Here is a 24,575-nt window from a genome sequence, read left to right as displayed (position 1 = left end):
TCCATCCAACAGTCAATGCGTGGGGTCAGGCCTCCATTGCTGTGCGCACTTTTTTCATAGCGTTCTTTTCCAGTTGGCGGATACGCTCGGCGGAAACACCGTACTTCTCTGCCAAATCGTGCAGAGTGGACTTTTCCTCGCTCAGCCAGCGCGCCTGGAGAATATCGCGGCTGCGCTCATCCAGCCGCGCCATGGCACTGTTCAGGCTGGTGAGGTTGGTGGCCTGCCAGTTGTCGCGCTCCAGTTGGGCCGCCGGATCGAAACTGCGGTCCTCCAGATAGTGCGCCGGCGCCTGCCAGGCAGTGTCATCGTCGTCATCGACACCGGCGTCAAAGGCGGCATCGTGTGCGGCCAGGCGCCCTTCCATTTCATGCACCTGGGCAACGTCCACATTCAAGTCCTTGGCCACGGCTTTGGCTTCGTCATTGCTGAGCCAGGCCAGTCGCTTCTTCTGACCGCGCAGGTTGAAGAATAATTTGCGCTGCGCTTTGGTGGTAGCGATCTTTACGATGCGCCAGTTGCGCAGGATAAATTCATGGATTTCGGCCTTGATCCAGTGGACTGCAAAGGACACCAGGCGCACCCCTTTTTCCGGGTTAAAGCGCTTCACGGCCTTCATCAGTCCGACATTGCCCTCCTGCACCAGGTCGGCCTGGTTGAGGCCATAGCCGGAATAGGATTTGGCGATATGCACGACAAAACGCAGGTGTGACATCACCAGCTGGCGCGCTGCATCGAGATTTTCCCGATAGTAAAGGTCTTCTGCCAGGCGCTTTTCCTCTTCTGCGGACAGGACGTCAAAGCCACTGACCGTCTGGATATAAGCCCCCAGGTTGGCGCCCGGAGACAGCGTATGCACTGGCTGTAGGCTGGTTGCCATTCAGATTTCTCCTCTCATTATTCGTCGGCCGGTCCTACCGGCCGCTGCCGCCGGATACGGTATCCGCTGGCAAGCAGGGCCCAGTGTAGCATTTGCACCGGTGGATGAGAAAGCCCGCCGCCACACGTCGTATGCGGATGTATTGTGGATCATTAGAGAAGCGGCTGGCGCCACAGGTTCCCTGCGCCGGAGCGGCTTTACGCTTCTTGATCTGACCAAAAAGTCAGCACGGTTCTATCGCTCGGATATGCCGGCTGGCTGCCAGCCAGGCACCCAGCAATCCCAACAGGGCGGCACCGGCAGTCAGCCCCAGGAGGTAACTGAGACCGGGGCCGGCCAGGGTGTAGATGCTGTCGTAACTGGAGGCCAGCCCGGCAACCGGCCCCGACAGCAGCAGCACGCCGGTGAGGAGCAACAGCCAGGCCAGCAGGCCACCGGCCAGACCATAGCAGAGACCGCTGTAAAGGAAAGGGCGACGCACGAAGGCGTTGGTACCGCCCACCAGCTTCACCACCCGTATCTCCTCGCGGCGGTTCTCGATATGCAGGCGAATGGTATTGATCACGATCAGCATCACCCCCAGTGACAACAGTACTGCGAGCCCCGCAGAGAGACGCTGCCCCAGTTGGGTCAGTTGGGTGAGGCGTTGCACCCAGGCCAGGTCCAGCACCACGGAATCGGTCAGTGCCTGCGCGCTCAGGGTTTCCACCAGCGCCCGCAGCTTATCGCTATTCTGTATATCTCGCGGACGCAGCAGCAGCACCGCCGGCAGCGGGTTGGCGTCGAGACCTGCCAGCACCTCACCAAACCCCGAGCCCCGCTCGAACTCGGCTAAAGCCGCCTCCGGGGAGATATAAGTTACCTCGGCAACGGCCGGGCTTTCGCGCAGTTTTTCGGCATAAGACCGCACTGCCTCCTCTTTTGCCCCTTTGTGCAGAAACACCGAGATTTGCGGCTGTCCATCCCAGCCGGCCACTGCACGCTGAAAGTTCAGCAAGCCCAGCTGCAAGGCAGCGGGCAGTGCCAGGGCGATAGCAATCACCAGAGCTGTCAAAGTGCTGGCCATGGGTGTGGCAAAGAAGCGGCGCAGGGATTCCACCGCCATCTCGCGGTGGTGGCAGAGCCAGCTGCGCCACAGGTCGCCAAATCCGGTGCGCGCAACCACGGCTCCAGAGCCGCGTGTGCGCTTTTCAGTGGCGGCTTTGTTGCGGCGCTGTATCTGCGCCGCCCTAGGTTGGGAGTACTTCACGGTTTGGAACCCCGTCGTAAATCAACTGGCCCTCCTGCAGAGTCAGCACCCGCTGGCACATCTGTGCGACCAGTTCCAGATCATGGCTGGCCACCAGCACAGTGACGCCCACAGCATTGAAATCAGCAAACAACTGCATGATTTCCCGCGAGAGCTGTGAGTCCAGATTACCGGTGGGCTCGTCCGCCACCAGGATTGCCGGCTTATTTACCACAGCACGGGCAATACCCACGCGCTGCTGCTCTCCCCCGGAGAGTACCATGGGGTTCTGCTTTTCCTTGTGCAGCAGCCCCACTTTATCCAGTGCGGCGCGCACCCGGCGGCCCACCTCGCGCCTGTTACAACCGGTGACGGCCAGGGGCAGGGCGATATTGTCGAAGACGCTGCGATCGGACAGCAATTGGTGGTTCTGGAACACAATCCCCAGATTTCGTCGATAATAGGGGATTTGGTGATTGCGCAGGCGGTTGAGGTTTTGCCCGGCCACCAGAATTGTACCCTTGGTGGGGCGCTCAATGGCGGTGAGCAGTCTGAGCAGGGTACTTTTACCGGCACCGGAATGCCCGGTGAGAAATACCATATCGCCGCGGGGGATTTCCAGGCTCACCCGCGCCAGGGCATCCTGCCCCGATGCATAGCGCTTGTTCACATGGTCAAAGGTGATCACGGTTTTGCTACTCCCTGCAGGGGCGGGTAATCAAGCCGCATCGCCACTAAAAAGTGCCGAGACAAATTCACGGGCACGGAAGGGCTGCAGGTCTTCCGCCTGCTCGCCCACCCCAATAAAGCGCACGGGAATGCCGAAGTGCCGCGCCAGGGCAAAGATCACCCCGCCCTTGGCGGTGCCGTCCAGTTTTGTCAGTACCAGGCCGGTAACGCCCGCTGCCTGGCGGAACTGGGTGGCCTGGTTGATGGCGTTCTGGCCGGTGCCGGCATCCAGCACCAGCAGGACCTCGTGGGGAGCACTGGGGTCCAGCTTGCCCATCACCCGACGCACCTTGGCCAGTTCCTCCATAAGATTGGATTTAGTGTGCAGACGCCCCGCGGTATCTGCAATCACCACATCGACACCGCGGGCCTGAGCCGATTGCACAGCATCGAATATAACAGAGGCGCTGTCTGCACCGGTGTGCTGGGCAATCACTGGCACATGGTGGCGCTGCCCCCAGGCTTGCAGCTGCTCCACCGCAGCGGCGCGAAAGGTGTCGCCGGCGGCGAGCATGACGGATCTGCCCTCGTTGAGAAAGCGATGTGCCAGCTTGCCTATCGTGGTGGTTTTGCCAACACCGTTGACGCCGACCACCAGAATCACATAGGGCTTTTTGCCGGTATCTATCACAAGGGGGGCTTCAACGCTGTCGAGTAATTCGGACAGTTCCTGCTGCAGTGCTTTGTAGAGTGCATCGCCATTGGCCAGTTCGCGGCGGGAGACCCGCTCGGTAAGACGCGCGACAATCTCACTGGTGGCCTCGACGCCCACATCTGCCATCAGCAATTGGGTTTCCAGCTCCTCCAGCAGATCTTCATCGATTTCCTTGGCGCCGAGAAACAGGTTGCCCATACCTTCGGCAAACTGGCTGCTGGTGCGGCTGAGGCCCCGGCGAATACGCGCAAAAAATCCCTCTTTTTCTATTGGAGCCGGTTTTTCCTGCAGGGAGGCTGTGGGACTGGATCGGGGCTCCGGTGCGGGAGACGGGCAGGTATCTGTGGCGGCTGCGGAAGCGGCGCTTTCCGGCTCCACGGCAACAGACGGCGGGGGTTCCGCCGGAACCGGTTCCTCCGTTGCCCTGTTCCGCTCCTCCTCGCAGGCCTCCTGCCCGGTTGTGGTGCGCGCTTTCCCGGACGCAGGGGAGGCTTTTATTGCCGACGGTTGCTTCTCGGGCAATGTCTCTTCGGGCACAGCGATGGCCTCTGCATGTCCCTCCCGGGGCTCGCCTTGTTCGGGTGTGCCCTTTTTCTTTTTGCGCAGGAAATCAAAGATCATTCTTATACCCGGATGTACCGCTTGCAGAAAGACGCTAATCTTAGCATCGCTAAGCCCCCAGCAGAGAGTGACCTTGGCCAGAAATTCATCGCACCGTTCAGCCCCGCCACCCCGCTCGCAGCTGCGCATCATCGGTGGACGGTGGCGCGGGCGCAAGTTGCAGTTCGCTGCGGTGGCGGGGCTGAGGCCCACCGGCGACCGGCTGCGCGAAACCCTGTTTAATTGGTTGCAATGTTACCTGCCCGGCACGCACTGCCTGGACCTGTTCGCGGGCTCGGGTGCCCTGGGGCTGGAGGCACTGTCCCGCGGCGCCACCTCGGTGGACTTTGTCGAGTTGAACACACAAGCAGTGCGCACCCTGAAAGAACAACTGCAATTAGTAGGGGCTTTCGGTGCCCAGGTGTATAACTGCAGTGCGCACGATTTCCTGGCAGGCACCAGTAAAAAGTACGATATCGTCTTTGTCGACCCACCATTTGCCGGGAATCTCTGGCAGGAGAGTTTCAATGCGCTGGAAAACCACCTCGCGCAAGAAGCGCTGGTCTATGTGGAGACACCACGCAATACCGCGCTCCCGATTCCACCACACTGGCAACTGGGCAGGGAGAAAGCCACCGGGCAAGTGTGTATGCGCCTATATCACTGCGCGCCATCCTGTTCTGCCGGTCCCTAGAGGGGCGGGGCGCACCCGCCAGGCGTATTCCTTTTTGAGCCTTAGCCGTAAATTGTTTACCATTCGCACCCTGTCCGGCCTGTATTAAGCCTTGGTCTATGAAAAAAGTCGTCTATCCCGGGACTTTCGATCCCATTACCAACGGCCATTTGGACCTCGTTGAACGGGCCTGCCGCCTGTTTGACCAGGTCATCGTCGCTGTGGCCGCCAGCAGTCGCAAGAATCCGCTTTTTACCCTGGATGAGCGCGTCGAACTCTCTCAGCAGGTACTCGGTCATCTGCCCAATGTGGAAGTGATCGGTTTCGATATCCTGCTCGCCGATCTGGTACATCAGGTCAATGCCTACGGTGTATTGCGCGGTCTGCGCGCCGTTTCCGATTTCGAGTACGAGTTCCAGCTGGCCAATATGAACCGCCAGCTGGCGCCCAATATGGAAAGCCTGTTTCTGACCCCGGCAGAGCATTTATCCTACATTTCCTCGTCCCTGGTCCGGGAAATTGCCTCTCTGGGTGGGGATGTGGCCAAATTTGTTCCGCCAACAGTTCAGACTGCGCTTGAGGAGAAATTCCGCTAACCCGGACTCAGGGGAATTTCTGATACACTCATGCGGGTTTTTCCACAGTCCGCGGAGTGTCTCGTGCGCCACCTTCTCTTCGCCTTCGCCGTTGTTCTGAATTCGGCCATTGCCGACGAGCCGCAACCGGAAATTGATACCGGTCGCAGCGCCATCAAATCCGCTACTGCCGGAACCTATATGGCCGTTACCGCCAACCCCTACGCCAGTCGCGCCGCTGAACAGATCCTTGCGCGCGGTGGTACCGCCGTAGATGCAGCCATCGCCGCACAGATGGTATTGGGACTGGTGGAACCGCAGTCATCGGGCATCGGCGGCGGCGCCTTTATGCTCAGCTACAACGCCGAACAGAAAAAACTCCGCTACTACGACGGGCGGGAGACAGCACCGGCAGCAGTCAACGAACACTATTTCATGCACGATGGCAAACCGCGCTCTTTTATGCAGGCAGTGATCGGCGGTTATTCCGTGGGTGTGCCCGGCGTGATCAGCATGCTGGCTCTGGCACATCGGCACGACGGCAAATTGCCCTGGGCGTCCCTGTTCCAGCCGGCGATCCAGTTGGCCGAATCCGGATTTGAGGTTTCCCCGCGATTGCACCAATTATTATTGAAATTACCCAGGGTGGCCGCCAGGCCCGCCATCACCCACTACTTCTTCAATAGTGACGGCGAGCCACTGCCGGTAGGGTACCGGCTGAAAAATCCGGAGTACGCGCAAACACTGCGGACCATCGCCAAGGGCGGTGCCGATGCCTTTTACCGGGGCGAGATCGCCGAGGCAATTGTACAGGCGGTACAGGACGACCCCATCAATCCGGGCCTGCTCAGCCTGGAGGATATGGCAAAATATCATGCAAAAGAACGACAGCCACTGTGCTTCCCATTTCTCCAGTACCGCGTCTGCAGTGCCGATGCACCCTCCTCGGGCGGCGCCACCATGGGCGGTATCCTGGGTGTATTGCAGGCGTTTCCACTGCAAGACCTGGAAGCCGGCGGCGATCAGCTTACCCACCTGTTTGTCGAGGCATCGGAGCTGGCATTTGCCGACCGCAACACCTATGCCGCCGATCCCGATTTTGTCAGTGTACCCAGTACACTGTTGGTCTCCACCCACTACCTGAAAAGGCGCGCAGCGCTGATCGATCCGGACAGTGCCACCGTGGCCAAGCCCGGCAATCCCACCGGCCAACCCTCAAAGCGCGGTAGGTCGCAATCGCCGGAACTGCCCAATACCAGCCATCTGGTTATTGTCGACCGTTACGGCGACGGGGTCAGTATGACCACCAGTATCGAAACCGGGTTTGGATCGCGTCTGTTTGTGAAGGGGTTCCTGCTGAATAACCAGTTGACCGACTTCTCCTTCACCCCAAAAAATACAGACGGGCTGTCGGTGGCCAACCGCATCCAGGCGCGCAAGCGGCCGCGTTCTTCCATGTCCCCTACGATCGTATTCAACCCCGATGGCAGCATGCGCCTGTTAGTGGGTTCGCCCGGTGGTTCCCGCATTATCGACTACACTGCGCGCACTATTCTCTATCACCTGGGACTGAACATGCCCATCGCTGACGCTATTGCCGCCGGTAACATCGCGGCTATCGGCCGGCGTGTGGAACTGGAGCCGGGGTTCTTCAGCGAGGATACCGTCGAGAAACTGCAGGCGCGTGGACACCGGGTTGTGGAGCGCAACCTCAACAGCGGCCTTCACGCGATCGCGCTAAAAGACAACAAGCTCTATGGCGGTGCTGACCCCCGCCGGGAGGGCAGCGCCCAAGGGCACTAACACCCTCTGGTTGTCCTTTGAGAGCCCTCCTGGCAATTTTTATCTGCCGGGAAAAGCGGGTGGTGGGCGCTGCCACTGTCGTGGACCAGCTTTCCCTTGTAATAGGTGCGCAGGACACGGGCCCTGTGGATTTCCTGCACAGGAATACGGAAGAGATTGCGGTCCAACACAATAAAGTCCGCCCATTTGCCCTTCTCCAGGCTGCCGGTTTCTGCTTCTAAGCCGTTGGCAAAGGCGCCGTTAATGGTAAAGGTTTCTATCATCGCTGCTAGTGGAATTCTGCGCCGAACGCCGGATTGTATACCGGCCAGTGGCGTGTCCGGCCCGCCCGGTAACCAGGCATAGCCGGATACCAGGGTCACCCCCTCGGGGAAAAAACGCCCGGCCCCGGACCTGTCGGGGCGAACAGGCTTTGACGGAATCTGCCCAGGGTGCAATACCGCCACAATGTTGTCCTGTGCAAACCGCTGTAATTCCCCGACACTGGTGATTGAGGCACCCAGAATGCTGTTGCGCTGATTTCGGTACTCCGCGATCGCCCCTAACTGCAGCAGGACCGACAGGGCCCGCTCGGTGCTGGCCCGATCTCCCGCATACAGTTGTACCGGGAAACTTTGCCTGTTTGCCCGCTGAAGCAATCGGGTCATGTTATCAATCTCTACCGGCTTTACAGCCGCGTGCATGCCGGTGGAAGTTGTCTGATGCTCCAGTGCAGAAACACGCACCGAGCCTATCTGGAAATCTTCACTGGCATAGTGTTTTGCAAGCCCTTGCAACTCCTTTAGCTGTGCCTCGGTAATTTCCGAAGAAACGGTAAATGCGGTCCTTAGTCGCAGATCCAAAGGACTGAGCCCGGATAAGGTGTCCATATCCGCTAATTGTTCCCTATCGCTCCTTGGGGGTATCCCGACTTCATAAACCGTTGTCACTCCCTGACTTGGCACCAGTTTCTGGACCCGCAAAATAGCTTCTCGATAGTCTGTGGTGTGGCCTTCCGGTATCAACTTCTGCAAAAGTGCAGTTGCACCACGCCCTTGCAGTAAGCCGACAGCCATGCCATCTTCATCCTTCACAATCAAACCACCTTCGGGATTCTCTGTATCGTTATCGATACCTGCAGCCGCCAGCCCCTCAGAATTTGTCCAAATGCTGGCACTATCGGCAGAAAACAGGATGATCGGAATCAGGTCGTTGATCTGGTCCAGCATCTCTTTATGGGGCCTGCGTGAGGAAAAAACCTGCGGACGCCAACCCATGCCAACAATCACCTGTTGATTCGGATTTTCCGCGATGAATCTTTCCACGGAACGACGATAATCCTCTATAGAGTTTCCAGAGAAAAGATTGATACCGGAGATTGCTCCCCGAATAGTTATACCCTGTATGAATCCCGGTAAAATAAACCCTCCATGCAGGTCTTCGATTTTCGTTTGTGGTCCGATATGGTTTTCTACTTTCCGGCCACTGCCAATGTAGATAATGCGTCCACCCCGGACAGCCATCGCCGAAGCGATGGAACGCTCCCTGTCCACAGTGTAAATATGCGCATTTTTGATCACCAGGTCGGCTGGGGCAGATATTGATACCCCCACTGAGTCTGCCCGCTCACAGGAGAGCAAAAGAAAACCCGCTAAAACCCAGGCCAGACGTATCATGTTATCTCCCCTTTCCCAGGTGAGAAGAATCTTTACCGGTATGAACTTGAGATTTCTATCGATAGCACAGCAATACATTCTGTACAGATTTTTTCGATATAAAAAATCAACTCACTCATTGATAGTTAAACAGCAATTTTCCCACCACTTACACTTCAACCATCAACAGAAAAATTATAGGAAGGGAAAGCACCTGGCGGTTAACCCGACAGCCGATTAGATTACCGGGCTCATTCACCGAGCCAGGGCCTGAACCAGTGATAACCAAAGGAGTGACTGGTGCAGGGGCCCGGGCCACACTCAAGAACAGTACTGATCAGGTTGATCAGAGCAATGGCGAAAAACGCCGTCGCGACACATTTCTCTGGGAAACTGAACCGGCGCGGGGTACCGTTTTGCCGGGCAAAGGCCAGCATCAGAGCAGTCCCGCTGTAGGCCAACAGGGCAAAGAAAGCAATAGCAGCCCAGGTATACAAGTGCAGGCCGAGAAAAGGACTGCCAAAGCCAGGATTACCCGGCAGGATATGCAGCAGTACTTGACGCGCAGCCACAGCCAGTCCGGCGAGGCTCGATAGTATGACCACTCCGTAGTGCATGGGGCACACACCGAAGCGCAAGTTTAATAACAGGCCGATACCCACCATAGTAAATGCGACACGCTGCAGCAGGCACAGGGGGCAGGGCAGTTGGTGCAGGAATACCTCCACGGCAATGGCAAACCACAACGCGATGGTGACGGCCAGCAGGGTCAGGGTATCGAGTCTTCGCACTGTACACGCCATACCACCACCGCTCCTAGAAGGAGAGGCCCAATACCTCGGTCATGTGATAAGCACACCAGGCGATATAAATCAGCAAGGTCGCCAGCCACCAGCCGATCACCGCACACCGGCGGCCTTTCCATAGAAACCAGATGGCTATCAGAACCGTGAGGAAAGGCAACATCATTACCACGGGCTATCTCCGCAGCCGGCACTCCTGTTGATAGTAGTATTGCCGATCCCGGCTGTCTGCGCAGGGGCTGGCCAGTCAGCGCTGGCAACGGGTGCAGAAAAAAGTGTTGCGCTGCCCCAAAACCCTGTCGCTCAGGGGGCGGGTGCAGGTTGGGCAGGGCGCCCCCGCACGGCCATAGACATTGAGTTCCTGGGCGAAGTAACCCGGTTTTCCATCCCCCCCGATGAAGTCCCTCAGGGTAGTTCCTCCCCGGGTGATTGCCCGCTGCAACACCTGCTTGATCGCCTCCACGAGGCGCCCATAGCGGGCCTTGGAGATAGAACCCGCCTCCCGGTCCGGGCGGATACCGGCAAGAAACAGGGATTCACTGGCGTAGATATTGCCGACACCCACAACAATATGCCCATCCATAATGAGTGTTTTCACCGGCTGCCGGCGCTTGCGGGAGACCGAGAACAGATAGTCCTCGTTAAATTTGCCAGAGAGGGGCTCCGGACCCAGGTTTCTGAGCAGTTTGTGGGTGAGGGGGTCGCCGGAAGTCCACAGCAGCGCACCAAAGCGGCGCGGGTCCCGGTAGCGCAGTAACCAGCCACTGTCGAGCCCCCAGTCGATATGGTCGTGTTTTTCAGGCTCAGTGCCGGCCTCCACCATACGCAGGCTGCCGGACATCCCCAGGTGCCAGATGGCACAGCCCGTATCGGTGTACACCAGGAGATACTTGGCGCGACGTGTCAGGCGATGTATCCGGGCACCGCGGATATGGCGTACTAAATCTGGCTCCACCGGCCAGCGCAGGTGGGGCTGGCGCACCTTGGCAGAGCGTATCCGGCGGCCCTCCAGGTGGGACTGCAGACCCAAACGCGTGGTTTCTACTTCCGGCAGTTCTGGCATTGTCTGATTTTGCGGACCCTCAGGGCCGCCGCATCGAATCCGCAGATACAAAAAAACCCGGTGGCTCGCCGGGCTTTTTACAGGCTAAGCAAGTGGCAGTCACTTGATTTTGCCTTCCTTGTACATAACATGCTTGCGTACAACGGGATCGTACTTTTTGATCTCCATTTTCTCAGGCATGTTGCGTTTGTTCTTGGTAGTCGTATAAAAGTGGCCGGTACCGGCGCTGGAATTCAGGCGGATCTTCTCGCGCATTGCTCTCTCTCCAATCGGTTTGTTGGGCTACAGCCGTTACACTTTCTCGCCGCGGGTACGCAGCTCCGTCAGAACAGCGTCGATCCCTTTCTTGTCGATAACACGCATGCCCTTTGCAGATACACGCAGTTTCACGAAGCGCTTCTCGGATTCCACCCAGAAACGATGGCTGTGCAGGTTTGGCACAAAGCGGCGCTTGGTGCGATTCTTGGCGTGGGATACATTGTTTCCGGTGACCGGTCGTTTACCGGTTACCTGACATACCTTAGACATCTGTTGGCCTCTTCAATACGCTTGTACCCACAGATCCCCCCTGAAGAGGAAGGCGCTGAGGGAATCTACAAATCGGGATTCTAATCCGGTTCCTGGATGGCGGCGGAACCTATTCAGAATCCGGCCCGGCCGCAAAGAGCGGCGTTTTATACCAAAAGAGCCCGGAGGGGGCAAGTTTTGTACAGCCTGTCAATACCGCTTGGCAGCCACGCTCTACAGCAGCCCCTGTTCGGCAAAGGACAGCGCCTCGCCCTCGCCGATAATCATATGGTCGAGCACCGGGATATCGAACAGCTGCAGTGCCTGAACCAGGCGCTCGGTAATCCAGATATCCGCCTGGCTGGGCTCACAGGAACCGGACGGATGATTGTGCGCCAAAATTACCGCTGCAGCATCCCGGTAGAGTGCGGCCTGTACCACCTCGCGGGGATACACATTCGCGGCGTTGAGCGTCCCTTCAAACAGCTCTTCGAAGGCAATGACCCGGCGTCGGTTATTCAGATAGAGACAGCAGAAAACCTCGCGGCGGCGATGGCGCAGCTGCATGGCCAGATAATCCCGCAATGCCGCAGGGCTACCCAGGGCACTGCCCAGCTGGACGGTCTCTGCCAGGTGCCGCCGCGCCATTTCCAGCGCCGCCTGCAACTGGGCAAACTTGGCATTGCCCAGTCCCCGTGCGCGGCAGAACCGGTCCCGGTCCACCTCCAGCAGCGCACGCAAGCCGCCAAATTCACCCAGCAGCCTGCGTGCCATATCCACCGCTGAAACCCCCGGCAATCCCACGCGCAGAAAAATGGCCAGTAGCTCCGCATCCGATAGTGCCCCGGCACCTCGCGCCAACAGCTTTTCCCTCGGCCTCTCAGCCTTGGGCCAATCCTTGATTTTCACCTTTGCCCCCCGACCTTTCCACCACAGCGCCTCATTCCCCGCCACTAGCCGCATTTCAGTGAATGCCTGAATCCTGTCTTATATGAACAGAGGCATCAATGCTAATCTTACCTCCTTGTAGCAATTCGGGAACTGCACCTATGTCCTCCCTGGCCGACAAACACATAGTCCTGGGTATCAGCGGCGGTATCGCCGCCTACAAGAGTGCCGACCTGGTGCGCCGCCTCAGGGAGCGCGGTGCTGCGGTGAGGGTGGTCATGAGTGCCGGAGCCCGTGAATTTGTGCAACCGCTGACCTATCAGGCCCTGTCCGGCAATCCGGTGCACACCGATCTGCTGGATCCGGCAGCGGAGGCGGCCATGGGGCATATAGAATTGGCCAGATGGGCCGAACTGACCCTCATCGCCCCCGCCAGCGCCCAGGTCATGGCCAAGCTTGCCTGTGGCATGGCGGATGACTTGCTCACCACCCTGTGTCTGGCCAGCGAGTCGCCGCTTGCGCTGGCGCCCGCCATGAACCAGGCCATGTGGCGCCACCCCGCCACTGTGGCCAATGCGCAAACCCTGCGCAAGCGTGGTGTGCTGTTCTGGGGCCCGGCGGGCGGCAGCCAGGCCTGCGGCGATGTGGGACCCGGGCGTATGCTGGAGCCGGAGGAACTGGCACAACAGGCAGAGTGCCTGTACACCAGCAGCGACTGCCTGAACGGAAAAAAAGTGGTGGTCACCTCAGGTCCCACCCGTGAAGCTCTGGACCCGGTCCGCTACCTCAGCAATCACAGTTCCGGTAAAATGGGTTTTGCCCTCGCCGCGGCGGCCCGGCGGGCCGGCGCACAGGTGACACTGATCTCGGGACCTGTGAGTCTCAGTACCCCGGCACAGGTAAAGCGCATCGATGTTGTCGATGCCCGGGAAATGCGCGATGCCGCCGAGCGCGCGGCCGATCTCTGCGATATTTTTATCGGCGCTGCTGCAGTAGCGGATTTTCGCCCGGCAACCGCAGCCGGGCAAAAACTTAAAAAGCAGGACTGTCACGACGAGAGCTCGATAGCCCTGGTAAAAAATCCCGATATCATCGCGGGCATCGCAGCGCGCACCACACGGCGCCCCTTCACCGTGGGTTTCGCTGCGGAAACCCAGCGGGTGACACAGTATGCGCAAAGCAAGCTGCAGCGCAAAAACCTCGATATGATTATTGCCAATGATGTTAGCCGTGCAGACGGCGGTTTTGACAGCGATCAAAACGCGGTCACAGTCATAGACCGCGATGGCTGTCAAAGTTTGCCTCTGACGTTAAAGACCAGTTTGGCCAAACAATTAATAGAAATCATCGCGGCCAAAGCACAACATCAGTAACCGTTACAACAGGAAAATTCGTGGTTTCCAACAACAAAGACCATCGACGTGTGCGCCTGCACAAGGGACTGCTCTTGCCATCACTACTGGCCGCTGCCACCTGGCTTGGCGGTGCCTATTTACTGATGGAATACGTTGTGGATCCCTACAACCAGAACCAGGTAAGGCAGGAGGCACAACAACAGGGAGAAACGTTTGCCCAGATAGTTCAGCAACAATTGAGCGAGCGCTCTCGACGCCTGCAAGCAGTCCGCGCTGCAGAAATACCGGCTTTCACACAGCTGAAAACTGCGCAACTACCCGAGGGGTCTTCTGTACAGGTTTTTACTGAGCAACAGATTCAAGTGGGTGCAGGTGCAAATCCAACCCTTAATTTCGCCCTGGTGGACCTGCTCAAACGCGGCCAAACCGAATCGCTGCCACCCTTGGAAATACTGCGCACCGGCAAGGATAACAGCTGGCAGCTGCACAATGTGCTGAATCTGCAGGGAGCGCAGCTACTGATCTCCCAGCCTTTCGCCATCCTGGAAAATGCCCTGAACAAACTCGACAGGAGCCAGGGGCAAATCCAGCTGATTCAGAAATTTCCCGATGCACCGGCACAGATACTGTGGCGCAGTGGTCAGGGAGTGGGGCATGCCACTAGGGTCAATCTTCAGGACAGCTATCTGCGTGTTCAGTTTAGCCCCTCAGACAGCTTCACACATCGGCACAGTCTGCCGGCACTCTGGATTTATCTCGGTGCCGGCGCAGGCACACTGATTTCTCTGGTATTACTGGTGGCGTTCCTCCCCAAGGGGACCAAAGCGCCCTGGGAGCGCAGGGACAATGGTACAAAAGGTGGATCGGGAACTTCCGTGTCGGCTGAGGATGTCTTACAGGAGGAGAGTGCGATGCCCCAGGGCCTCGCTTCAGCACCGAGTATTGTTGCAGATGTCTCCCGGCAAGATGGGGAAAACAACACAGCTGGCAAACAACCTGCAGTGGCGATGGACCGTTCCGGGCTGAACCCGGGCATCAACTGTCCACAACATGTGTTTCGTGCCTACGATATTCGCGGTATTGCCGGCGAGGAAATCAATGAGCCTTTCGCCTACCAACTGGGGCGCGCTCTGGGAACCCTGGCACAACACGCTGGCGAATCTATTCTGCTGGTCGGACGCGACGGCCGCAATAGCAGTGAACTGCTGGGCAACTGCCTGATGGAAGGTATTCTCGACAGTGGTTGCAACAGTATTAACCTGGGGCTAATACCCTCGCCCCTACTTTATTACGCCTGCGCAAAGGGAAAAAATACCAACAGTGGCGTTATAGTAACTGCGAGTCACAATCCCGCAGAGGACAATGGATTTAAAATCGTCCTGAAAGGGCGCCCACTGGCCGAGGAAAAACTACAGGGGCTGTATCAACTGATACAGAAAGGTCCTTTCAAGCAGGGTGAGGGCAGTAATCGTGCACAGGAAATCAAAGACAAATACATTGACGAGATTCTGAATAATGTCGCCCTTGCAGGGCAGCCACATCTGGTTGTGGATGCCGGTAACGGTGCTGCTTCCGTTCTGGCGCCGCGACTGTTTGAGCAACTGGGCTGTGCCGTGACCCCTATTTTTTGTGAAGTGGATGGAAATTTTCCCAATCATCCGCCGGACCCTTCCCGGCCGGAAAATCTGCAGGCCCTGATCGACAGGGTGGCAGAGTGCGGTGCTGATCTCGGTGTCGCGCTCGATGGTGATGGCGATAGGGTTACCCTGGTCTCACGCAGTGGGCGCATCGCCTGGGCAGATCAGTTGGTAATGCTGTTGGCGCGGGATATTCTCGGTCGCCACCCCGGGGAGCCTATCGTTTTCGATGTAAAAAGCAGCCGCAGCCTTGCGCAACTGGTCAGCCAGTATGGCGGCCGCCCGGTGATGTGGAAAACCGGCCACGCACCAATGAAAACCAAAATGCTGGAAACCAAAGCCATTCTGGGCGGCGAACTGTCGGGACATATTTTCATCAGGGATCGCTGGTTTGGATTTGACGACGGTATGTATGCGGCCGCGCGCATACTGGAGATTATGGCCCTGCGCGAACAGACACTTGATGAGCTTTTGGATTCACTGCCAAGAATGGAGAGCACCCCGGAAATTTTGCTGCCAGTAGAGGAGCGGGAGAAGTTCTCCCTTATCGATCAACTGCGCGAACGGGGAGACTTTGCCAAGGCAGATATCAATACCATTGACGGTCTGCGTATCGAGTTTCCCGATGGTTGGGGATTGGTGCGCGCCTCCAACACCACCAGTGCGCTGACACTGCGTTTTGAAGCGGAAAATGCCCAAGCCCTGGAGCGTATTCGCACGGAAGTGATGGACCAGCTGAGGAGGATCGCGCCTGCGATCACAGTGCCCAACTGGCAGCTTGTGGATTAGCGCGTTCGGCTTGATTGCACATTCATTGCGGCAGATGCAGATGCGCTGCTGACCCCTGGTCAGCGCTTTCACCAACATATACCCCGGTTATCTGCCCGGTACCCCCGGCAGGCCCGATGGCAACACCCACCCGGGCCTGCTTCATCAGAAAGGAATGGTCATGTCCCTCGATAAGAAGTCCGCTCTGCGTGTTGCCCAGGTTTTAAATGAAGCGCTGCCCTATATCCAGCGATTTACCAACAAAACCATCGTGGTGAAATTCGGCGGCAACGCCATGGTGGATTGGGAACTGCAAAATAGTTTCGCTCGCAACATTATCTTAATGAAATTGGTGGGTATTAACCCGGTGGTGGTACACGGTGGCGGTCCGCAAATTGGCCAACTGCTGCACAAACTGAATATTGAATCCCGCTTTGTGGATGGAATGCGAGTCACTGACAGTGAGACCATGAATGTGGTGGAGATGGTTTTGGGCGGTACCGTCAACAAACAAATTGTCAACCTGATTAACCATAATGGCGGCCGCGCCATGGGTGTAACCGGTAAAGACGGCCTCCTGTTAGAGGCCCGCAAGTTGACCAGAAAAAATGAAAACGCCGGCCTGCACGCCTCTGAGATTATCGATATCGGTCAGGTCGGGGAGGTGAAAAAGGTCAACATCGATGTCATCAACATGCTTATCAACGGTGATTTCATTCCGGTCATAGCCCCGATTGGTGTGGACAGAAATGGCATCTCATATAACATAAACGCAGATCTGGTGGCCGGTAAAATTGCCGAGTGTCTAAAAGCCGAGAAATTGATGCTGCTCACCAACGTGGCGGGCTTGAAAGACAAACAGGGAAAAGTCCTCACCGGCCTGGCCAGTCCACAGGTGCAGAGCCTGATTGACGATGGCACTATTTACGGCGGTATGCTTCCCAAGATTGCCTGCGCCCTGGATGCCATCAAAGCCGGGGTAAACTCAGCCCACATTATCGATGGGCGCATCCCAAATGCAGTATTGCTGGAAATTTTCACAGATAGCGGCGTAGGCACATTGATCACCAACAGCCACACGCAAACTGAGTGCAGATAACGCCTTGGCAATTGAACACAGCCCAACGAATCGGTAGGATTCCGCCACCGCAACGCTACAGCGATAAAAACAAGATCACCGTCCACCCTCAAGCGGACAAAAGGCAATCAATGAGCAGTGAAAAAATTACTCGGCGGCAACAAATTCTGGAAGCCCTGGCTCATATGCTGGAAGCCAGTCCCGGTGCACGTATCACAACTGCAGCCCTGGCCAGGGAGGTCGGTTTCTCCGAAGCGGCACTCTATCGCCACTTCCCTAGCAAATCGAAAATGTTTGAGGGCCTTATTGAATTCATCGAAGAGGCGATTTTTAGTCGCGTCGCGCTGATTCTGCGGGAGGAGCCCTCGGCCCTGAACCGCTGCCAGAAAATTCTGCACCTTCTTCTGGCCTTCTGTGAACGCAATCCGGGCATTACCCGACTGCTCACTGGCGATGCCCTAACGGGTGAGACCGAGCGGCTGCACGGGCGTATTCTACAGTTATTCGACCGCCTGGAAACACAGATTCGGCAGATCCTGCGAGAGGCGGAACTGCGCGAGTACCTGCGCCCAGTGCTGCCCCTGGGCGGCGCGGCGAACCTGCTGCTGGCCAGTGCCGAGGGACGTATCGTGCAGTATGTGCGCAGCGGCTTTAAACGCAAACCCACCGAGTATTGGGAGGAACAGTGGCCGGTTCTGACCTCGGGATTCTTTCGTGAAGCCGTGGTCCCGGTCAGGTAGCGGGGCACAGGCAAACTCTCGATGAGTCACTCTGCAACCAAACAGGCCGCGGGCAAAAACCCCAGGAACACGCAGCGGAAGGATTGCCCGGTTAGGATCGGGTTGTGAGTTCGGTGTAACGGGCAACCGCCTTGTCGAATTCCGCACCGATAGAGCGGGCTTCCTCCGTACGTTGGCTGATGCGCTCGCGCAAGACGGATACCTCCTTCTGTAAATCGGCGATTCGCCGCAGAAGCTCGGGTGCCACTTCACGGCCACCGCGCTGGGTGCGCGCCGCTGCCGCTTCCTCTTCGGCGATCTGGCGGACGAGGCTGGCAATATTCGAGCGCATGATGGCCATATCCTGCTCCACAATGGCCAGCTTACGCGTCCGCGCACTCTCAATATCGGCAATGCTGTTGTAGCGTTTTAATAGCTTGCGGTCCGCTGCCTGCTGAGCCTCCTGCTGGCGCTTCGCCGCGTATTCCTCAGGGCTCAACTGCGGGGGCACCACCTCGAGCACACGGCCAGTGGGGGTGAGGATCTCATACCCTTTGGCAACATACTCGGGTGGGACCACCTCATTGAGCACCACAATGCCCCGTGCATCGGTATAGCGATAGAGCACCCGGTCACTGGCACCGCTCGCGGCATTTGTCAGGGCGGACAACAACAGAGCGGCAACTGGTAAATATACCGCGGGAGCGACTCGCATCGCACTTCTCACTGAATAGTTCGGCCCGCCACAGAGATTCTGTCTTATTGATCTGAAACGCCGTAACGCTGCCGATAGTCCACAATTTTTTGCAGGGTCTCGCTGTCTTGCGATTCCTGCTCTAGATAACTGATCACATTGTCCAGCTGCACGATGCTGATCACCGGGATATTGTACTGTCTCTCCACTTGCTGAATAGCGGAGAATTCACATTCCTCACTCGCTCTTTCCTGGCGGTTCAGTCCGATCACCACACCGGCGGCCCTGGCTCCGTGGGCTGCGATGATTTGCACTACTTCACGCACTGCAGTACCTGCGGTAATCACATCATCGACAATCAAAACCTTGCCAACCAGCGGCGCACCCACTATGGTTCCACCCTCGCCGTGATCCTTGGCTTCCTTGCGGTTGAAGCAGAAGGGCTTGTCGATGCCCCTCTGCGCCAGCGCCACGGCGGTCACCGCACCCAGCGGGATACCCTTGTAAGCTGGCCCGAAAATGACATCAAAATCTACTTCCGAAGCGATAACCGCCTCGGCGTAGGCGTGTCCGAGTGCCGCCAGCGCTGCACCGGTATGAAAGTGCCCGGCATTGAAGAAATAGGGGCTCTGACGGCCTGATTTCAGGGTGAAGTCACCGAAACGCAACACCCGGTGATCGAGGGCCAGTTGGATAAAATCGCGCTGATACTGCTGCATGGAAAATTGTTAACTATTGGCTAAGGTGAAGGGAGACTGCCCCGTGGCAATCCCGGGGACAGGCACACACATAATGTTTCTAATGATACACAGTCCGCTGGTAAGGGGCTAATAATGCGAATAGTAAGCTTGTCGGTAGACGGCGTGCACCAGGCCGCACAACGCGGCCTCTACGAGTGGCTGGCGGAGCAGGACGCAGACATTATCTGCCTACAGGACCTGCGCGCCCTCGAGCCCCAACTGGACCATCCTGTCTTTCATCCCGATGGCTATTACAGCTACTTCTTCGACTCGGGAACACCCCACGAAAATGGGGTGGCCATCTACACCCGCAGCCAGCCCAAAGCCATTATCTTCGGTATGGGCTTTGCCAGTGGCGAGGACATGTACGGACGCTATTTACAGGCGGACTTCGAGCGCCTGAGTGTCGGCTCGCTGCTCGCCCCCACAGCCACCGGCGAGGCAACCCTGGAGAAAAAGGTACAGTTCTTCGACGATATGCAGGCGCACCTGCACAAGGTCAGCCGCAAACGCCGCGACTTTATCTTCTGTGGCAACTGGGGCATGGCACATCGCCGCGCCGATGTGCAAAACTGGCAGGACCATCAGGATACCCCGGGGTTTATGCGCCATGAACAGCGCTGGCTGGACCAGTTGTTCAATGAAATCGGCTATGCCGATGCTTTCCGCCGGGTGGTTAAAGACACGGATGAGTTCACCTGGTGGCCCAGTGGCACTCTCGGCGAGGGCGATGGCTGGCGCACCGATATGCAGATCGTTTCACACGGACTGAAAAATCGCATCGAATACGGCGCCATCAACAAGAATGTCAATTTCTCCAGCCACCTGCCGGTAACTATGGATTATGACCTCGAGGTGTAACTAGCGGCGGGCCGAGGCGGTATCGCACTCCGGGAGAATGCGCGCCCCGGCAGAGACTGCCAGGCCAGGCAGCCGGAAGTCTGCTGAATTTCAGTCGCCACGCGCTTCCAAAGCCTCTTTCTGCAGGGCAATCAATTCGTCAATTCCCGCCTTGCCCAAACCCAGCATCTGGGCAAACTGCTTTTCAGAAAAGGGCGCGCCCTCGGCGGTTCCCTGCACCTCAATCATGCCGCCGTCTGCCGCCATCACCAGGTTCATATCAGTATCGGCGCCACTGTCCTCGGGATAATCCAGGTCCAGCACCGGCTGCCCCGCATAGATACCCACGGATACCGCCGCAACCAGATTTAACAGCGGGTCTTCGCTGAGCAGCTTCTCCCGCTGCATATGGCGCAGGGCATCCACCAGCGCCACACAGGCGCCGGTAATTGCCGCTGTACGCGTACCACCATCGGCCTGAATGACATCACAATCAAGAGTAATCTGGTTTTCACCGAGTTTCTCCAGATCTACAGCCGCCCGCAGGGAGCGACCAATCAGGCGCTGAATCTCCACTGTGCGGCCACTTTGTTTACCCTTGGCTGCCTCCCTGGGCATACGTGTACCGGTGGAGCGCGGCAGCATACCGTACTCCGCCGTGATCCAGCCACTGCCTCGACCGCGTAAAAACCGCGGCACTTCACTTGAGACAGAGGCATTGCACAGCACTTTGGTGCCGCCGAACGCCACCAGCACAGAACCCTCAGCGTGACGGGTATAGTTGCGGGTAATCTTGATGGGACGCAGTTGCGCCGGTGCACGGCCACTGGGTCGCTGCATAACTCACCTCGATCTATTGCATGGAAGCCCTGCATTATATACCCCCCATGGGCATCCGGACGCTGTGCTATGATGTCGGGCTGACAAAACGCCTGCAGAGGATCCGCGATGGCCGATAACCGGGAACAAAACAGCGTGCGCAGCATGACTGCTTTCGGGCGCGCCGAGGCCATTTTCGAATCAGGAATTGCCATCTGGGAGTTGCGTTCGGTAAACCACCGCTACCTGGAGCCCAACTTCCGCCTTCCCGAGGCCGCGCGCGCGCTGGAGGCCAAGCTGCGCGATATTTTGCGCAAAAACCTGTCCCGCGGCAAAATCGAACTTACCCTGACTCTCAAAACCAACAGTGGGGAAACTGTCGGGCTGGAGGTCAACCAGGCATTGGCGCAGGCGCTGTTACAGGCCGCCAAACAGGTGGCTGCGGGCGAGGACACCCTGCCGCTCAACCCCTTGCAGATTCTCCAGTGGCCCGGTGTGATCGGTGAGCCGGAAACCGATCCCGAGCGACAGTCCGCCACTGTTCTACAGGCTTTTCGCGAAGCCCTGCAACAGCTTTTGGCAAATCGGGAGCGCGAAGGGGCAGAGCTGGCCAATTTTATTGAAACCCGCCTGGTGGGAATCGAGGAACAAATCTCCCAGGTGCGCGAGCTGCTTCCACAAATCCTGGAGGCGCAACGGGAAAAGCTGCGTAGCCGACTAGAGGAATTCTCACTGGATCTGGACAAAGAGCGCCTGGAACAGGAAATTGTACTTCTGGCTCAAAAAGCGGATGTGGATGAAGAGCTGGACCGGCTGGATGCACACACCACCGAGACACGCCGAGTGCTCTCTGGTGGTGGCGCCATAGGTCGACGACTGGATTTCCTGATGCAGGAGTTCAATCGCGAGGCCAACACCCTGTCTGCAAAATCCATTGTAACGAGTACCACCCAGGCTGCGGTGGAATTGAAGGTCCTCATTGAGCAGATGCGGGAGCAGGTACAAAATATCGAGTAACACCCAGCGCCATCCTCACTGGGCTTGCGCATGGGGATCACTGAAAACACGGAAATTTCAACTGGATCGTGATCACTGGGTCGTTCTCTGAGGTTAGCCGAAGACGGAAGCCATCCTGTAAGGGATTATGTAAACCCACCCAGCGCTTTGTCCTACTGCCCGTTGTGACCTTCGCAAGCGGTGCGGGCTTAAACTGGGAGAAGGCTTTTGTATCGTCCTCCGAGATCTCACCGGCTCCCCGTGGAGGATCTCCCGGCGATAACACTGATGAATTTCGGAATCCAGCCTCTGTATATATTTTCCGCTTGCGGCCCATGTGGCAAAGTCAGGACAACTACGGTATCCAGTGTTACCCAATACCATAAGAGGTCACCGTGAGCCTGATTACCCTGGCCATTCCTTTCTTCCTGATCGCCGTCCTGTCCGAACTCGCGTTGGACCGCTGGAAAGGGTGGGGGGTCTACCGCCTTAACGACGCCCTGGGTAATCTCGGCACGGGTATTCTCAGCCGTATCCTGGGGCTGACCTATAAAAGTCTGTTCCTGGTTGTGTATATCCCGCTGTACCATTTGCTGGCGCCCTATTATCAGCTGGCGGGCTTCGACTGGTCCATGACCAACGGCTGGCACCTGCTTATTGCGGTTATCGCCTACGATTTCTGCTACTACTGGAAACACCGCGTCAGCCACGAGCTCAATCTCTTCTGGGCCGGGCACCTAGTGCATCACCAGAGCGAGGACTACAATCTCACCACCGCCCTGCGTCAATCGAGCGGCGGTGTGCAACTCGATTGGGTCTTTTATCTGCCGCTACTATTGATCGGCCTGCCCGCAGAGATGGTGATCACTGCCGGTGCCATAGATCTTCTCTATCAATTCTGGGTACACACACAAAAAATTCCCAAGATACGCTGGATGGAGTGGTTCTTTATCACCCCGTCCAACCACCGCGTACACCACGCCCAGAATGCGGTCTATGTCGACAAAAATTACGGCGGCATCCTGATTTTATGGGACCGCCTGTTTGGCACCTACCAGGAGGAACTCGATAGCGAACCCTGTATCTACGGCGTGCGCAAACCCCTCAACACCTTCGATCCTCTGGCGGCCAACCTGCAGCATCTGAAGCGCATGGCACTGGATGCGTGGTACACCAAGAGTTGGCGAGATAAACTCACCCTGTGGTTTCGTCGCACCGGCTACCGACCTGCAGATGCGGAGGCGGCCATGCCCGTATCCTCCACCGATCTCACGCATTTCCAGCGCTTCGATCCCCACATCCGCCGCGGCCGACGCAACTATGCGCTGATCCAGCATCTGTGCTATTCCGCCGCCAGCCTGGCTCTGCTCTGGTTCAATACACAACTGGGCTTTGCACAGTTACTGGCGGTTGTGACCGCACTGGTATTCTGCCTGGTGGTCAACGGGCGCATCCTGGACGGGCACCCATGGGCCAGAGTTCTGGAGCCCCTGCGCCTCGCGCTCCTGGCCGTGGGTCTTCCGCTGCTAAACCCCAAATTTGCGCTCTTTATCGCTGCCTATATTCTTATCAGTGCCCTGCTGTGGTGGTGGCTGGCAATCACGGATAAAAAGGATACTGTCGCCCTTGCTGGGAATTAGCAATGCGGGGCACGTCTCAGTCGCAGGCAGTCGCTAGTGATTGAGCGCCCACGCTGCTACCACCACAAGAGTATCCCGGCCGGAAACAGACGCGTAGACGGTATAGTGCAACTGTGCACCCGGTTCTTCCTCTTTAAGCTCGGTCGGGTTTTTAGCCCACCCCACTTTCATGACCTTGGTTCCACCCGTTGCAGGCATCGCAACTCCGGGGCTTGGGCTATAATGCACGCTTTGCCCATGAACAGGACCAGATGTGCCAATAGGAACCCTCTATACCGTGTCCGCACCCTCAGGTGCAGGGAAAACCAGTTTGGTGAAGGCGCTGGTGGCAAGCGACAGCCAGGTCAAGGTGTCTATTTCCCATACCACCCGCACCAAACGCCCTGGTGAGGTACACGGTGTCGATTACCATTTCGTGGCAAGCGGGGAGTTCCTGGCCATGCTTGCACAGGATGCTTTTCTCGAGCACGCCCAGGTGTATGGCGACAATTACTATGGTACCGCCAAAAAGGCGGTGGCAGAGACCCTCGCCAGCGGTTGCGACATTATTCTGGAAATTGACTGGCAGGGTGCTGCACAGGTGCGACGCCTGCACGCTGGTACCGTTGGTGTATTTATCCTGCCGCCGTCCCAGGAGGCTCTGCGCGAGCGCCTCACTGGCCGCGGACAGGACGACCAGCCCGTGATTGATCGGCGAATGGATCAGGCCATCGACGAGATGACACACTATGTCGAAGCGGATTACCTGGTAATCAACGATGACTTTAACCAGGCCCTGGCAGAGCTGCGGGCTATCATCCTGGCCCAGCGTCAGCGCCTCGCGCAGCAGCAACTGCGCCACGGGGCACTGCTGCAGGCACTGCTGCGCCGTTGAGCCGATTGATCGAATTGCGTACACTCTATAGTCCGGTAAAATAACCGCTATCCCGAACAGAATTTGCCCTGCGGGCACAGAGAATGGAACCGAAAGTTTATGGCACGTATTACTGTTGAAGATTGCCTGGAGCATGTCGACAACCGCTTCGAGCTTGTTATCGTGGGCAGCCGGCGCGCCCGCCAGATCGCTACAGGCGGCCGGGACCCCCTGGTTCCGGAAGAGAACGACAAACCCACCGTGATCGCCCTGCGCGAAATTGAGGAAGGCCTGGTAGACGCCAGCGTCCTCGATGAGCCGGATATAGATGAAACGCCAGCCGCGATGGCGGCTCCGGCTTATCTCTCCGGCCAGGAAATCTGATCCCGGTTATTCCC

At 57.6% G+C, this 24,575-nt stretch carries 27 protein-coding genes; 12 read left to right on the top strand and 15 right to left on the bottom strand.

Annotated elements, in window-relative coordinates; all coding sequences use genetic code 11:
• Positions 1–25 precede the first annotated feature (25 nt).
• The 4 genes from rpoH to ftsY form a co-directional block, all read right to left on the bottom strand.
• Positions 26–880, bottom strand: coding sequence for an RNA polymerase sigma factor RpoH (gene rpoH / locus M8T91_RS18245; protein WP_301415643.1), 855 nt, complete (start codon positions 878–880; stop codon positions 26–28).
• Between the two features lie 223 nt (positions 881–1,103).
• Positions 1,104–2,129, bottom strand: a complete 1,026-nt coding sequence (gene ftsX, locus M8T91_RS18240) for a permease-like cell division protein FtsX (RefSeq protein ID WP_301415642.1) — start codon at positions 2,127–2,129, stop codon at positions 1,104–1,106.
• Positions 2,110–2,796 carry a cell division ATP-binding protein FtsE gene (ftsE, locus tag M8T91_RS18235; protein ID WP_301415641.1) on the bottom strand — a complete coding sequence of 229 codons (687 nt, stop codon included), beginning with the start codon at positions 2,794–2,796 and terminating at the stop codon, positions 2,110–2,112. The genes ftsX and ftsE overlap by 20 nt, the downstream gene beginning before the upstream one ends.
• 30 nt (positions 2,797–2,826) lie before the next feature.
• Positions 2,827–3,870: a signal recognition particle-docking protein FtsY gene (gene ftsY, locus M8T91_RS18230; RefSeq protein WP_436970336.1), complete on the bottom strand. Its 1,044-nt coding sequence runs from the start codon at positions 3,868–3,870 to the stop codon at positions 2,827–2,829.
• A 310-nt stretch (positions 3,871–4,180) separates the two neighbouring features.
• Between ftsY and rsmD the strand changes: the two genes are divergently transcribed.
• From rsmD to ggt, 3 genes are all read left to right on the top strand, one after another.
• On the top strand, positions 4,181–4,786 hold the full coding sequence (gene rsmD, locus M8T91_RS18225; protein WP_371877039.1) for a 16S rRNA (guanine(966)-N(2))-methyltransferase RsmD: 606 nt from the start codon (positions 4,181–4,183) through the stop codon (positions 4,784–4,786).
• Positions 4,787–4,884: 98 nt separating this feature from the next.
• Entirely contained in the window at positions 4,885–5,361 is a 477-nt protein-coding gene (gene coaD / locus M8T91_RS18220; RefSeq protein WP_301415639.1) for a pantetheine-phosphate adenylyltransferase, read from the top strand.
• Positions 5,362–5,424: 63 nt separating this feature from the next.
• Positions 5,425–7,143 carry a gamma-glutamyltransferase gene (gene ggt, locus M8T91_RS18215; RefSeq protein ID WP_301415638.1) on the top strand — a complete coding sequence of 573 codons (1,719 nt, stop codon included), beginning with the start codon at positions 5,425–5,427 and terminating at the stop codon, positions 7,141–7,143.
• Here the strand turns inward: ggt and M8T91_RS18210 are convergent.
• The 7 genes from M8T91_RS18210 to radC form a co-directional block, all read right to left on the bottom strand.
• Complete coding sequence (locus M8T91_RS18210) at positions 7,140–8,798, bottom strand: amidohydrolase (protein WP_301415637.1); 1,659 nt, start codon at positions 8,796–8,798, stop codon at positions 7,140–7,142. The two genes, ggt and M8T91_RS18210, sit on opposite strands and share 4 nt — an antisense overlap.
• 230 nt (positions 8,799–9,028) lie before the next feature.
• Positions 9,029–9,580, bottom strand: coding sequence for a disulfide bond formation protein B (locus tag M8T91_RS18205; RefSeq protein WP_301415636.1), 552 nt, complete (start codon positions 9,578–9,580; stop codon positions 9,029–9,031).
• Between the two features lie 13 nt (positions 9,581–9,593).
• Positions 9,594–9,746: a DUF5993 family protein gene (locus tag M8T91_RS18200; RefSeq protein WP_301419151.1), complete on the bottom strand. Its 153-nt coding sequence runs from the start codon at positions 9,744–9,746 to the stop codon at positions 9,594–9,596.
• 81 nt (positions 9,747–9,827) lie between these two features.
• The gene (gene mutM, locus M8T91_RS18195; RefSeq protein ID WP_301415635.1) at positions 9,828–10,643 is read right to left on the bottom strand and encodes a bifunctional DNA-formamidopyrimidine glycosylase/DNA-(apurinic or apyrimidinic site) lyase; all 816 of its coding nucleotides are present in this window, start codon (positions 10,641–10,643) and stop codon (positions 9,828–9,830) included.
• Positions 10,644–10,742: 99 nt separating this feature from the next.
• Positions 10,743–10,898, bottom strand: a complete 156-nt coding sequence (gene rpmG, locus M8T91_RS18190) for a 50S ribosomal protein L33 (protein ID WP_020413983.1) — start codon at positions 10,896–10,898, stop codon at positions 10,743–10,745.
• A gap of 36 nt (positions 10,899–10,934) precedes the next feature.
• Positions 10,935–11,171 (bottom strand): 50S ribosomal protein L28, encoded by a 237-nt coding sequence (rpmB, locus tag M8T91_RS18185; RefSeq protein ID WP_226644147.1) that lies wholly within the window; start codon positions 11,169–11,171, stop codon positions 10,935–10,937.
• 213 nt (positions 11,172–11,384) lie between these two features.
• A complete protein-coding gene (gene radC, locus M8T91_RS18180) occupies positions 11,385–12,059 on the bottom strand; it encodes a RadC family protein (RefSeq protein ID WP_301415634.1) in 675 nt (224 codons plus the stop codon).
• Between the two features lie 140 nt (positions 12,060–12,199).
• Between radC and coaBC the strand changes: the two genes are divergently transcribed.
• The 4 genes from coaBC (at position 12,200) to slmA (ending at position 17,616) form a co-directional block, all read left to right on the top strand.
• Positions 12,200–13,411 (top strand): bifunctional phosphopantothenoylcysteine decarboxylase/phosphopantothenate--cysteine ligase CoaBC, encoded by a 1,212-nt coding sequence (gene coaBC, locus M8T91_RS18175; protein WP_301415633.1) that lies wholly within the window; start codon positions 12,200–12,202, stop codon positions 13,409–13,411.
• Between the two features lie 20 nt (positions 13,412–13,431).
• Entirely contained in the window at positions 13,432–15,819 is a 2,388-nt protein-coding gene (locus M8T91_RS18170) for a phosphomannomutase/phosphoglucomutase (protein ID WP_301415632.1), read from the top strand.
• A gap of 160 nt (positions 15,820–15,979) precedes the next feature.
• Positions 15,980–16,897 carry an acetylglutamate kinase gene (gene argB / locus M8T91_RS18165; RefSeq protein WP_301415631.1) on the top strand — a complete coding sequence of 306 codons (918 nt, stop codon included), beginning with the start codon at positions 15,980–15,982 and terminating at the stop codon, positions 16,895–16,897.
• A gap of 110 nt (positions 16,898–17,007) precedes the next feature.
• Positions 17,008–17,616: a nucleoid occlusion factor SlmA gene (gene slmA / locus M8T91_RS18160; protein ID WP_301415630.1), complete on the top strand. Its 609-nt coding sequence runs from the start codon at positions 17,008–17,010 to the stop codon at positions 17,614–17,616.
• A gap of 91 nt (positions 17,617–17,707) precedes the next feature.
• On the opposite strand, the gene M8T91_RS18155 is transcribed toward slmA, so the two are convergent.
• Positions 17,708–18,310, bottom strand: a complete 603-nt coding sequence (locus tag M8T91_RS18155) for a hypothetical protein (protein ID WP_301415629.1) — start codon at positions 18,308–18,310, stop codon at positions 17,708–17,710.
• 44 nt (positions 18,311–18,354) lie between these two features.
• Entirely contained in the window at positions 18,355–19,008 is a 654-nt protein-coding gene (gene pyrE, locus M8T91_RS18150) for an orotate phosphoribosyltransferase (RefSeq protein WP_301415628.1), read from the bottom strand.
• 114 nt (positions 19,009–19,122) lie between these two features.
• Here pyrE and M8T91_RS18145 point away from each other — a divergent pair, with 114 nt between their 5' ends.
• Complete coding sequence (locus M8T91_RS18145) at positions 19,123–19,890, top strand: exodeoxyribonuclease III (RefSeq protein WP_301415627.1); 768 nt, start codon at positions 19,123–19,125, stop codon at positions 19,888–19,890.
• A 90-nt stretch (positions 19,891–19,980) separates the two neighbouring features.
• Here the strand turns inward: M8T91_RS18145 and rph are convergent, their stop codons facing one another.
• Positions 19,981–20,709: a ribonuclease PH gene (gene rph, locus M8T91_RS18140; protein ID WP_301415626.1), complete on the bottom strand. Its 729-nt coding sequence runs from the start codon at positions 20,707–20,709 to the stop codon at positions 19,981–19,983.
• A 108-nt stretch (positions 20,710–20,817) separates the two neighbouring features.
• Between rph and M8T91_RS18135 the strand changes: the two genes are divergently transcribed.
• Both M8T91_RS18135 and M8T91_RS18130 read left to right on the top strand, forming a co-directional pair.
• Entirely contained in the window at positions 20,818–21,705 is an 888-nt protein-coding gene (locus M8T91_RS18135; protein ID WP_301415625.1) for a YicC/YloC family endoribonuclease, read from the top strand.
• A 374-nt stretch (positions 21,706–22,079) separates the two neighbouring features.
• Complete coding sequence (locus M8T91_RS18130; protein WP_301415624.1) at positions 22,080–23,324, top strand: sterol desaturase family protein; 1,245 nt, start codon at positions 22,080–22,082, stop codon at positions 23,322–23,324.
• Positions 23,325–23,357: 33 nt separating this feature from the next.
• Here the strand turns inward: M8T91_RS18130 and M8T91_RS18125 are convergent, their stop codons facing one another.
• Positions 23,358–23,495 (bottom strand): hypothetical protein, encoded by a 138-nt coding sequence (locus tag M8T91_RS18125; protein ID WP_301415623.1) that lies wholly within the window; start codon positions 23,493–23,495, stop codon positions 23,358–23,360.
• Positions 23,496–23,577: 82 nt separating this feature from the next.
• Here M8T91_RS18125 and gmk point away from each other — a divergent pair, with 82 nt between their 5' ends.
• Both gmk and rpoZ read left to right on the top strand, forming a co-directional pair.
• Entirely contained in the window at positions 23,578–24,198 is a 621-nt protein-coding gene (gmk, locus tag M8T91_RS18120) for a guanylate kinase (protein ID WP_301415622.1), read from the top strand.
• 99 nt (positions 24,199–24,297) lie between these two features.
• A complete protein-coding gene (rpoZ, locus tag M8T91_RS18115) occupies positions 24,298–24,561 on the top strand; it encodes a DNA-directed RNA polymerase subunit omega (protein ID WP_301415621.1) in 264 nt (87 codons plus the stop codon).
• Positions 24,562–24,575: the final 14 nt, after the last annotated feature.

It is taken from the genome of Microbulbifer sp. MI-G (assembly GCF_030440425.1).
GTDB lineage: Bacteria > Pseudomonadota > Gammaproteobacteria > Pseudomonadales > Cellvibrionaceae > Microbulbifer > Microbulbifer spongiae.
The sequence above is the reverse complement of the archived record's forward strand: the minus strand, read 5'-3'. Positions and strand labels throughout refer to the sequence as shown.